General features: G+C 61.2%; 12 protein-coding genes. 1 reads left to right on the top strand and 11 read right to left on the bottom strand.

Annotated features, from left to right (window positions below; all coding sequences use genetic code 11):
* Positions 1-505: 505 nt before the first annotated feature.
* From F8S09_RS16455 to F8S09_RS16425, 7 genes are all read right to left on the bottom strand, one after another.
* Positions 506-865, bottom strand: a complete 360-nt coding sequence (locus tag F8S09_RS16455) for a hypothetical protein (protein ID WP_152872555.1) — start codon at positions 863-865, stop codon at positions 506-508.
* Positions 866-920: 55 nt separating this feature from the next.
* Positions 921-1445, bottom strand: coding sequence for a hypothetical protein (locus tag F8S09_RS16450; protein ID WP_152872554.1), 525 nt, complete (start codon positions 1443-1445; stop codon positions 921-923).
* A 128-nt stretch (positions 1446-1573) separates the two neighbouring features.
* Positions 1574-2179 carry a hypothetical protein gene (locus tag F8S09_RS16445; RefSeq protein WP_152872553.1) on the bottom strand — a complete coding sequence of 202 codons (606 nt, stop codon included), beginning with the start codon at positions 2177-2179 and terminating at the stop codon, positions 1574-1576.
* A 46-nt stretch (positions 2180-2225) separates the two neighbouring features.
* Positions 2226-2714: a J domain-containing protein gene (locus F8S09_RS16440; protein ID WP_322618885.1), complete on the bottom strand. Its 489-nt coding sequence runs from the start codon at positions 2712-2714 to the stop codon at positions 2226-2228.
* A 782-nt stretch (positions 2715-3496) separates the two neighbouring features.
* Entirely contained in the window at positions 3497-4432 is a 936-nt protein-coding gene (locus F8S09_RS16435) for a Fic/DOC family protein (protein ID WP_152872552.1), read from the bottom strand.
* Positions 4433-4439: 7 nt separating this feature from the next.
* On the bottom strand, positions 4440-4685 hold the full coding sequence (locus F8S09_RS16430; RefSeq protein WP_152872551.1) for an antitoxin VbhA family protein: 246 nt from the start codon (positions 4683-4685) through the stop codon (positions 4440-4442).
* Between the two features lie 124 nt (positions 4686-4809).
* Positions 4810-5112, bottom strand: a complete 303-nt coding sequence (locus F8S09_RS16425) for a hypothetical protein (protein WP_152872550.1) — start codon at positions 5110-5112, stop codon at positions 4810-4812.
* A gap of 107 nt (positions 5113-5219) precedes the next feature.
* Here F8S09_RS16425 and F8S09_RS16420 point away from each other — a divergent pair, with 107 nt between their 5' ends.
* Positions 5220-6749, top strand: a complete 1530-nt coding sequence (locus F8S09_RS16420; RefSeq protein ID WP_152872549.1) for a HEAT repeat domain-containing protein — start codon at positions 5220-5222, stop codon at positions 6747-6749.
* A gap of 323 nt (positions 6750-7072) precedes the next feature.
* Here the strand turns inward: F8S09_RS16420 and F8S09_RS16415 are convergent, their stop codons facing one another.
* The 4 genes from F8S09_RS16415 to F8S09_RS16400 all read right to left on the bottom strand — a co-directional run bounded on the left by F8S09_RS16415 (position 7073) and on the right by F8S09_RS16400 (position 10891).
* Complete coding sequence (locus F8S09_RS16415; RefSeq protein ID WP_322618884.1) at positions 7073-8086, bottom strand: excalibur calcium-binding domain-containing protein; 1014 nt, start codon at positions 8084-8086, stop codon at positions 7073-7075.
* On the bottom strand, positions 8083-8355 hold the full coding sequence (locus F8S09_RS16410) for a DUF3006 domain-containing protein (protein WP_152872548.1): 273 nt from the start codon (positions 8353-8355) through the stop codon (positions 8083-8085). The genes F8S09_RS16415 and F8S09_RS16410 overlap by 4 nt, the downstream gene beginning before the upstream one ends.
* Positions 8356-8520: 165 nt before the next feature.
* Positions 8521-9759 carry an HAD hydrolase-like protein gene (locus F8S09_RS16405; RefSeq protein WP_152872547.1) on the bottom strand — a complete coding sequence of 413 codons (1239 nt, stop codon included), beginning with the start codon at positions 9757-9759 and terminating at the stop codon, positions 8521-8523.
* A gap of 1 nt (position 9760) precedes the next feature.
* Complete coding sequence (locus F8S09_RS16400; RefSeq protein WP_152872546.1) at positions 9761-10891, bottom strand: DNA-processing protein DprA; 1131 nt, start codon at positions 10889-10891, stop codon at positions 9761-9763.
* Positions 10892-10895 lie beyond the last annotated feature (4 nt).

Genomic DNA, 10895 nt, shown 5'->3' with positions numbered 1-10895 from the left:
GAAGTGCTCAGCGAGCAGGGCAGTGAGGCTAGACTGAGGGGGTCGGCTCCGGGTGTCTTTCATCGCAGAAAACACCGTACTGGAGCCGACTCCTCATGCCTTGACCTGACTTTTGACCCCCAGAGAGGGTCTGGAGATCACGCAACGCCAGCGCCCGCGCCTTGCGGCCACGCACCCGCACAACGGAGGCGGCCAACACCCCGGCCACAATCAGGATCAGGAGCGAGAACAATCCCCAGTTGCCGCTCACCCCGGCGTACATCACCCCGATGAACAGGGCGAACCCAAGGACCTGGGCTGGGTTGTCCTGCTGTTTGCGCCGCCGTCGTCTTGCCATACCCGGCAAGCTAACCGAGGGCGTCTTACACGCGGACCACATGGCCGCCTGGCCCCGCGCCGCCCCTGCGGGGCCAGGAGTGCGGTGTCTCTGCGGAGCAGGCCAGGGGAGGAACCGACGGTCCGCCGTCCGGGCACCTGGCCTCCCCCAGCGTCACGCACCCCCAGGTCAATACCGGGCAGTCCGGGCCAGGGCCGCGTACAGGTCAGCGGCGGCCTTGACGGCCTCCAGCATGGGGGCGGCCAGCCCGTCTTCCGCGCCTGCGGCGGCCCGCAGCATCTCGTAGGACTCGCGGGCACGGTCGGCGTGCTCCTGACAGGCAGCGGCGCGGTCGGGGTTGGGGTAGAGATAGCCCTGCTCGATGGTCACGCGGCGGTAAGGGCGCAAGAAGTCTGGGCCTGCCGGGTTGGCGGGGATCTGGCGGGCGAGGCTGCGGGCCTGGCGGATGTTGCGCGCGAGGTGACGGCGCCGCTCGCGCATCCGCTCGGCCTCGGCTTCAAGTTCAGGGGTGCGGGTCTGGGTCGTCATCGCGGGTCACTCCTGGGGTAAGTGGCCCCGCCTCCGTCGGCGGGGCCGTGCCGGGTCAGGCGGCGCGGGCGCTGCGGGCGCTCACGCCCTGGGCCACCGTGCGGGCATTCGGGTACAGGCGGCACAGGTGCGCCCATACCACGCGGGCCTCCCGCTCGTACAGGTCCGCGAGGGACGGGACCGGCGCCCACTCCCCCAGGGCGGCGGCAGCGATGGCGTAATGCTGGGCGCTGGGGAGCCCCAGACGGCCCATGATCCGGTGGAGCCGGGCGGCGCGGGCCTTGCCGATGGTCGGCTCGGCAGTGAAAGGGATGGTCGGCTCGGGCTCGGGCGTGCGGGTCTCCTCCAGCAGTTCCACCCGGCCGTCGGCTTTCGCCCGGTTGAGGTAGCTCACGGCCTCCTCGACCGTCTCGGCCTCGCCGTCCACCTGGGCGCTCAAGGTGCCCTCGTGGTCGGCGCTGAGGGTGACGGTGTGGCTCCCGAGGTACACGGTCGCGCTGGGGCCGTCGCCCCACCCGGCGTAGAGATCCACCTTCCAAGTGCGGCTCTTGTTGCGGGGGCACGGGGTTTCGTTCGTCATTGCTCCACTCCTTTCTCCCTGTCTGGGGTAAAAGAAGTGTACTATAATCATAGTACAAATGCAAGCATTTTCCCGCACTGGGACGTGAAACCGTGGGACACACATCGCGGCGCGGCCCTGCTTCCGGCTCAGTCTTCGGACCCGGAGGAGCGGGGCAGGTCGCGGAACTCGAACGTCCTGACGGCCTGCACGACGCCGGGGTTACACATGAGCATGGGCGGTTCGTCGGGGAGCTCGTCGCACATCAGGGAGGCGGTGAGCGCAGCCGTGCCGCCCTCCAGCCGCAGCACTTCCACGCGGCCGTCGTCGCCGAGAATCGCCGTGGCGAGGTAGCGCCCACCAACGATCCTGCTGTCCATCAGGACCGCCCACTCGTACTCGTCACTGACCGGCCACAGCCTCAGCCCGTGCTCCTCCAGCAGTTCGTTCGCTTCCTCCAGCGTGGCGCGGCGGTTGGTCGTGTCCACGTCCTCCTCGCTGGTCAGGCTGGCGGTGCCGTCAGGGGACAGCCACACTGTCCACTCCTCGACGCCGTAGGCCCGCTGGGAGCGCAGGCCGAGGCGAAAGGCGCGGTCAATGGCGGCCCGCTTGCGGCGGCGGCAGCAGTTGAGGTGGAGCCGGGCTTTGAAAGTCGGCGCGGCCTGCACGTCCTGGGCGGCCAGTTCGCAGGCGAGCACGGCATCAACGAGGGCGCGGAGGGCGCGGGTCTGCTGGGGGTCAGGTTCATGGGGCACCTCTGGCGGAGGTGGGGCCGCCCGGTCACGGCGGCCCCGCGAGGGGTTAGCTGGCCTTCAAGGTCCGCGTGCGCGTCAGGCGCTCGCTGCCGTACTTCTCGCGCATCTCCTCCATGCTGGTATTGCCCTTGCCGCTGCTGTACTTGCCCTTGAAGGCCCACATCCCCCGCCCCCGCATCCACCAGTAGCCCGCCGCCTTCAGGGCGTCCTTGTGCGGCCTGGTGTCGCCGGAGACCCACACCCACGCGCCGATGATTTCCACGTCCAGCCCGTCAAGGTGGGCGATCTTCTCCACGGCCTCGCGGACCTTCCGCTCGACCTCGGCCTCCTCCTGGCGGGTCTTGTAAAACTTGCCCTGGCCGTACTCGCCTTCGCTTTTGCCGCTCAGGAACTGCGCCATCCGCCGCTCGTACTCGGCGTTAATGGCCTGCATCTGCCCGGTAGAGCCGCCCTTGTCGGGGTGGTACTGCTTGCACAGCTTGCGGTACTCGCTTTTGAGGTCGTCGGCGGTGGTGACGTGCTGAAAGTAGTTCACACTTGCGCTCCTTTCCCCTGTCTGGGGTAGGAGTAGTGTACTATAATCATAGTACAAGGTCAAGCTTGGAATACGTCTGTAACGGCAAAACCTGCCCACGTCGCCCGGCCTGGCCCGCGCTTCCTGGCCCGCCTGCCCCCTCGCTCGCTCGTGGATGCACGCCCACACCGGGGGGCCGCTCCCCCCGGTGTGCCGCCCCCGGCGGGCTCGGTGGCCGTCCCCCGGCGCCGCTGAACGCTCAGCCCCCTCTCTTTTCTCCCTGCTAAAGCTTTTTGCGCCGTCAACGGTGCGGCCTCTGGCCGCCCCCCTTGCGGGGTTGCCGTTGACGGTAAAAGGCCGCGTGATCCTTGAGGCCGCAGGCCGGAAAAAATGTTCAGGCGCCCTTCCCTGACATTTTTTCCGGCTGGTGCCCGTCCGGCGAGGACACCGCTGTTCATCTTTTGACCAGTCGTGCGGCCTGTGGCCGCGCCTCTTGTTGCACCACCACCCTGCCGCTCGACAGCCGACCCGGTGCGAGGGGGGGTAGCCAAACCGTTGGGAGGGTGGGCAGCGGGCAGAGCAGAGCGGCGCCCGCATCCTTGCCCGCCTGACCGCCGTTAGGTTTGGCTCAGGGGGGTGCTCCCCCCTCCTCAACCACCTCCCCAACGCTGCATGTAAACATGCAAAAATGGAAAAATGTTAGCCCACCACCGTCAGCAAGCACAAAAAAATGCCCCGGCCGGGGCGAGTTGTGTGGCAACCAGGAGGGGGGGCCTCGACTGCATTTCTCTGCTCCTGATCGGTTATACGTCCCAGTCAAGTTGACGGCTGCGCTGCTGAACCTCGCCGTCCTGTGCAGGAGAGGGATACTCGCTGGCCGTGAACCTCACCCGGCCTTCTGTCTGGCCGTTCAGGTCACTCGTTTGCGCCACGATCACGTCACTCTCCGATCTCGTGACCACCACGTCCCGACTGATGATCGCTATGTCCGCGTTATAGGCACGCCCGGGTGTCGCCGTGGCGATATACAGGTCTTGCCAATCGACCTGCTCGCGCTCCAAAAAGCCCTGCGCCATCTCCAGCGCGGCCACTCTCCCAGGATCGCTGATTTCCTGAAACAGGCGCTGCATCCCCGACATATCACCCATCCGCGCCTCCAGACTGACCACGCTCATGCGCTCGGCGCTCACCACGTCGAAGTTCAGGAGATGGCCTGCCTGCCCGGCAAGCTGGGTCATGAACTCGCGCTGCGTCCTGCCGTTGCCTTCCATAAAGGGGTGAGCGCTGTTGATCTCGCTGAACACCACGGCGGCCCGGTCAGCGAACTCCGAGCGGGGAAGATCACGCAAGAGGTTTTGTTCGCGGAGCTGATCCAAAGTCCGGTTCAGGCTGCGGTCCACCTGCTGGCTCGGGACGAAGGGCACCGGCACCCGCCCGTCGTCCTTGTAGATCAGCGGCGCAGCCCTGACCTGCTGGCCCTCAATCGTCATGGTCTGATTGCGGGTCGTTCCGGCCCACTCGTACACGTCCTGAAAGATGTGCCGGTGAATCGCCCTCAGATGCTCCAGATCGAACTGCCCGCTGCGGGTCGCCTCCGGCGCGGTGCCGTTCTTGACCTCCAGCGTCCGGGTGTACGTCAGGTCCCGTTCGATCAAGGAAAACGCCTCGGCGTCGTCGAGGCCAAGGCGGTTTCTGGGCACTCCGTTGTCGTAGGAGAAGAACTCCGGGTCCCTCGTCATGCGGGGGTCACTTCACCGTGACGCCGTGGTGCTCCAGCAGCTTCTCGCGCATTTCTTCCGTCGTCAGCTTGCCCTCGATGTACTGCTGGCTGAGGTGCTGGGCGTAGGAGGAAATATCGCCACCTTCAATCTGCTGCGACCGGCGGGCACTGTGAACGTCCTGTGCGCGCTGGGCACGGGCGGCCTGGGCCTGCTCATAGGCGGCCTTCTGGGCCTCCAGCTCGCGGCGAATCTGGTCTTGAGTGGTGGTCATTTCGCCCTCCCGTTACCGGCTGATAATAGCATTAAAGCTGTCCCTGCGGGCTTTTTCCGGCCCTTGCAAGGTCTCGACACGGGCACACCGGGGGAAGTTTGAAGTTGCCGCCGAGCGCCGAACGTCAGAGATCGTGTCTCGTCGGCACACCGATCAGTTCGGCCAGCGTCTGCTCCGCAGCGCCCCTCTCCTGCTGTCGGTGGTCACTCTCAAAGCGCAACTCTTCGCCCAGGGCCAGGACCTGCCCCACCACCGGACGGGTCGCCTCAACTTCCTGCGAGAGCCGGTCCATGGTCTCCCGCTTCGCTTGCGTGAGCGGCAGCGCCCGCCAGCGCCGGAACGGCTTGGCGTACACGTCCAGCCGATCAGGGGGAACGATCTGCTCAAAAACTTTTAGTACCCACACGAGAAAATGCATCCGGGTCACAGCGGGTCCGCTCTCTGGGCACCGTACGTACCCTCCGGCCACGACGCGTCCATCTGCCCTTGACCCTCTCGTAACGTCACGGTTTAGGGTGAGCGTCGGAGGTGCCCGTGGACATCAAAATCGGGGAACTGGCCCGGCGAACGGGTCTGACCATTCGCACCCTGCGCCATTACGACGCCCTGGGCCTGCTCAAGCCCAGCGGACGTACCCGGGCGGCCTACCGCCTGTACTCGCCCGCCGACCTGACCCGCTTGCTGCATATCCAGAGCCTGAAAACGCTGGGCTTGACCCTGCCAGAGATTGCGCGGGCGCTGGACGATCCGGCCTACGACGCACAGGAGGCTTTGCGGCGGCACATCGAGGTGCTGGAGGCGCGCATCACCCAGGAGCGCCAACTGGTCCGCCGTCTGCAAGCCTTGCAGGGGGCCGCCGAGGTCGGCTGGACCGAGGTGGCGCAGACCATCGCGCTGACCCAGCGCATTGCCCGGCAGGTGGGGCACTTTATGCAGGCGGCACAGGACATCGCGGGCCAGCTTTCCCTGAGTGAGGAACAGCTCCAGAGCCTCCAGAACCAGCCCCGGGAATCCGGCGACGACTGGGAGACACTCCTGACCGACGTGTTCACGGCGCTGGAGGAAGGTCTTACCCCTCCTTCACCCGAAGCGCAGACACTGGCGACGCGCTGGCAGCAGCTCGTCAGGCAGACCACGGCTGACCGCCCCGAGATCGCCCAGGCTATTGGCCGGGCCTATGAAAACCACCTCCCGGCGGACTTGCACGCTGCCTGGACCTTTATCTCGGAGGCCCTGTCCTTCCAGCAGGACGGAGCAACCATGACCATTCACAACACGGTGACTGACCTCCTGCACCCGGACAAGAATGTCCGCATCCGGGCCGCCCTGGACCTGGGGGCCACTCAGCACCGGGCCGCTCTGCCGGACCTGATCGAGCGATTGGGCCATGAACCGGACTTCTTCGTGCGCGAGAACCTGACCTGGGCCATCGTGCGGATGGGTCCGGACGCTGTGCCGCCGCTCCTTGAGTTGCTGGAGAACCCGGACACCGCGACCCGCTTGCAGGCGGTGCATACCCTGAGCAAGATCGCCGATCCCGCGAGTGCCGCCGCATTGAATCTGGCGGTCAACGACCCGGACGACGAGGTGGCCCGCAAAGCCATCTTCGCCCTGGGACAGATGGGCCATCCGGATGCGCTGCACACGTTGATGGGCGGGGTCGGCCACCCGGACGCCGAGCGGCGCACCACGCTGAGCACGGCTCTGGTGGCGTTCGGGCACGCGGCGCTGTTCCCTTTGCTGGAGATGCTCGGGCACCCGGAGGCGCCAAGGCGTGCCCATGCCGCAGACATCCTGGGACTGCTCGGCGATCCGGTCGCGGCGCCAGCCTTGACCGAAGCCCTGCTGGACGACATCTGGGAGGTGCAGTTCGCGGCGCTTAGTGCCCTGGGTCATCTTCCGGGGGAGGACGCCAAGAGGGGCATCGAGCAGGCCGCTCAGTTGACGGACCCCAGACTGCGGGCGGTCGCTCAGCGCCTGCTCACTGACCGTCCTGAACAGGCAGGTTCCCTTCGGGAGAGGGTCAAACAGCGGCGTGAGCAGGGCCAGCGCGCCCAGACATAGGCTCAAACGGCGGAAGCATTGAAGCTTTTGGTACGCCCACCGCCCGAAAACGCGCTGGGGGCGACTGGGACTCCACCAGCAGGCCGTCCACCATCCCCGTGAGCTGGTCAAGACCCTCGATGGGCTGCCAGTGAATCTCGGAAAAGTCGGTCATGGTCACCTCCGAGGTTGAGAGTGGGGTGGGACGGGCTGGGCAGAGGACATGCGATCAGCCGCTCCGGGCTCCTGGCCGCTCTCCCGCCGCTGGGCCACGGCCTCGCGCAGCACCCGCACCTGTTCCGCATTCGCCTGGGCGTGAGCCTCGCTCTCGATGGGTGGAAGGGTCATTCGCACCCCACCCCGTCGCCATCCCGGTCCAGATGCCGCCCGTATCCTGGTTGCCCCACCCGCACCGGGGCCGCTCCCGCCGCACGGGCCGCCGCGCAGTTGGGGTAGTACGCGCTTGACGGCGGAAGTGTGACAGGCGCGGGAGCCGGTTGGGGCCTCGGAGTCGGTGTTGCCGCTGGTGCAGGCCGCACCGTTCCTTGCCGCTCAGTCGTGATGGCGTACTTGCCCCCCGGCTGCACCGTCACCGTGACCGTCCCCTGCTGGTCGGTGCGGTAGACCGTGGCGCCTGCCCGTTGGTACAGGTTCAGTGCACTCGCCGTCGGATGCCCGTAATTGTTCGGTCCCACCGACACCACCACGTTCTTCGGTTTCACCGCCGCCAGCCAGGCCGCTGTATCGCCATTGGCCGCCCCATGGTGAATGCTCTTGTACACGTCGACTGGCCCCAGCGTGCTCGCCGGGTACTTCCGCAGCCACGCCGCCGTCTGCTCCTTCTCGCTGTCCCCAGTCAGCAGCGCCCGGAACGTCCCGTACTGCACGAGCAGGCCCACCGAGTTGAGGTTTTGCTGGTTTTTGGGCATTCCCGAGGGTGGCGCCAGCACGGTCAGCTTCACGCTGCCGAGGTTGATGACCTGATCGCGGGCGAGGAGGCCCTGTGTCCCGGCCTTCTGCGTGGCGGTGATCAGCTTCTGCCAGGTCTGGGTCATGGCCGCGATGCCGTTGTTGAGGAAAAACCGGGGCTTGTAGAGCGTCACCGCTGGAATCAGCCCGGTGATGTGGTCAGCGTCCCCATGGCTGGCGGCCACCAGGTCGAGGCTCTGCACCCCGTACTGCCGCAGCAGCGTCTGCATCCGAGGCTCACTGCGGCCCCCGTCGTAGAGCACGCTCTTGCCTTCCGGGGACGTGATGAGGATCGCGTCGCCCTGCCCCACATCAAGGAAACGGAGGGTGAGGGGGGCCGCCTCGGTCAGGCCAAGCGTCAGGATCCCCAGCGCGAACAGCCCCCTCACAGGTCGATCTCCCTGCCCGACGTGGGCCGGTTGAGGGCGTCGAGCTGCGCCTGAGCCTCGCCCCGTCGACGGGCCGTTTCCTCGTGGTCGATCTCCAGGGTGAAGTCGCCGTCCTGCTCTTCCATTCGGAGCACGTCGCCCTCGCGCACGCCCCGGGGCAGGCTGGCAAGAGGAAGGTCCACGAATTGACCGTCTTCAAGTTCTACACGGGCGAGGCGCCCCTCTAGGGCGTCCACTACCCACCAAGCCACCCTGGGCTGCTCTGACATGGCTGCACCGTAGCGCACTCTAAGCTCTAGACGCTGACTAAACCTTCAGTCTTCTCGGTGGCTGTCCAGTTGGGCTCAGTCATAGTCATGACGAAGCTTTGGTCGCATGCTAATAGAAATCTGATAATTGAGTTCATACTTTGAATCTTAAGCTTTTGATCAAGATTAATCAATCTCCTCGAATGGTTTATTGACAAGATTTTTTTCAAAGGATTTTTGTAGGACGACCCTTCCCTCATCACTCGGACTAAGATGTAAATCCGTGGATAAGAAGTCCGATTCGGAATACTCCTTAAGATCAAATGGAGTCACGGTTGACACTGAAACAGGCTCATATGCAGTATGAGGCTTCGATCTTCCACCGAATCGACCCATAGCAATCATGACAACTTCCTTGGCACCAGCAGCTAGGAAGAGGTTGCGTGCCCATTCCAAAGATTTACCCGAAGTATGAAAATCATCGAACACTACAATAGTTTTACCTTTAATCTTTGATCTATAATGTTTGTTGAGAATAACAGAGTTGGTCTGCGTCAAAAAAGAATCTTTTCCAGATGTCTTTAGTTCATGACTGCTGGGGGCAGGTATGGCACGAACAATCAAATCGCCTATAAACTTACTCCCTAGAACTTTTGAGGCGATATCAGCCACCTGCTGAATAACACCATTTGTTCTGTCCGGTTTACTTCCAGGATAGACGGTAAAGATAGAGTATTGAGGGGAGAGATTTTCCAGAACAATACTCGCCAGCGTGTGCCAGAACATGATTAATACAGCGGACCTATTACCACATTTGATAGGCAGCTTATCCTTAAAGAGCTGCTTTAAATTGAATAAACGGTATGGTGGGTTTCCAGAGAATCGCACTTCTGACGCAAGAGTGTTTGCGCTCGCCAGAGTACGCAGACGAAATTTGCGATTTGGGTCGTCCAATGAGAAGTTCCACCTTGGAGGGTGCAGAAGATAGTGGGAGGCAAAACTCCATACATCTTCGGGTCTTTGTGCTCTTTCAGCAGTGAACACACCGCTTAGTCCCTTCCACGCGGCAGCTACAAAAAAGCACCCAGAATGTAAAGATGAAGCGTAATCATGCTGATCGTCACCTATATAGAGCGTTTCGTGAGGGGGTATCCCCATTTCACCACAAATCTCTGTTATCCTATCACCCCCACCCTTAAATGAATTTTGCGGCTTCCCATAGACCTCTTCACCACTCAGAGAGTAGTCGAAGGAAAATTGAAAACTCGCTCGTGAGGCTTTATACATTCCCATTTTATTAGTAGATACCAGTGCGATTTTTACTCCTTTGGACCTGAGTCGCGTAAGCACCTTCTCAAGGGTGTCGAGATTTTTAGCATCACTCTCAGAGATAATTGTTGAGTCTACGATGACAAGACGTAGCATTTTACTCCTTATTTGATGCAAGATGCGCAATAGCAATCAACTCGGCAATAATTTGCTGAACGTCACTCCTACTTAAATCTCTAATAGAAATCTCCCTGCCCAACTCCTCTGTTATCTTCTTAATTAGTTTATTTCTATTATTAGTTCCACCAACTGTACTTCTTATAAATCTGTCAAATTCTCGAATTCCTGACTGGCTAATTATGTTGAAAATTGGATAACCGTACAAGGAAATCGTTTGTTCTATTCCTGGCTCTTTGGCTTTAAAGCCAGCAATACGTCTACGATATTTATGGGCAAACTCCAACGTGTATGCGGTGCCACTTTTTTGATTTGCCTCAATAAAGATTACAGCACTGGATAGGAGCGCTTGGAGTCTGTTGCGCTGTACAAAATATGACTTTTGGAAGCCCTCATTGGGGAAATACTCCGAGACTACCGCTCCTCCACTATTAAGGATCCACTCTCGTGTGGATTCTGTAGAGGCTGGAAAAACTTTATTAATACCGTGTCCCAGGAAAGCGACATTTTTTAATCCTCTTTCCAGACTTGCTCGGTGAATTTCGTCATCGATTCCCTCAGCCAGCCCGGATACAACAGCCACCTCGTAGCCCCCAAGAATACGAGCGGCAAGACGCGCCCGCCTTCTGCCTTCTTCACTGGGCTGTCTTGTACCAACAGCACCAATAAGACAGCCAGAGTAAACAGTGCCCACATCCCCCTGAACAAATAGCCATCTGGGACTATCACTATACCCTGCCATCTGTTTAGGAATCCTACTAAAAGGAATTATGTGTATATTATCTTTAAGTAAATTGTCAAGCTCTTTTTGGGCTAAATTTACTATCCTCTCGGGATCCTTACGAATTTCATACGTCAAAAGTTCGTGCAATTTCAAATCCATAGATGGAATTCTCTCTATGATATTTTCATATTTATCGTGAAAAATAAGCCCCAGCTTGTCACCATACGCATCAACTATTTTACCTATACTTTTAACCCCCAAACCACGAACGCTGCCGAGAGCAAGAAGTGCAACTTCAAAACTAGGGTACTCGGCAGGCTCTTCGGATTCCGAATAATCAAATAGACCCTGAATTTTGTCGTTTTTGATGGTGTACCTCCAGATCAATACA

Source organism: Deinococcus terrestris (genome assembly GCF_009377345.1).
In the GTDB taxonomy this organism is placed as follows: domain Bacteria; phylum Deinococcota; class Deinococci; order Deinococcales; family Deinococcaceae; genus Deinococcus; species Deinococcus terrestris.
The sequence above is the reverse complement of the archived record's forward strand: the minus strand, read 5'-3'. Positions and strand labels throughout refer to the sequence as shown.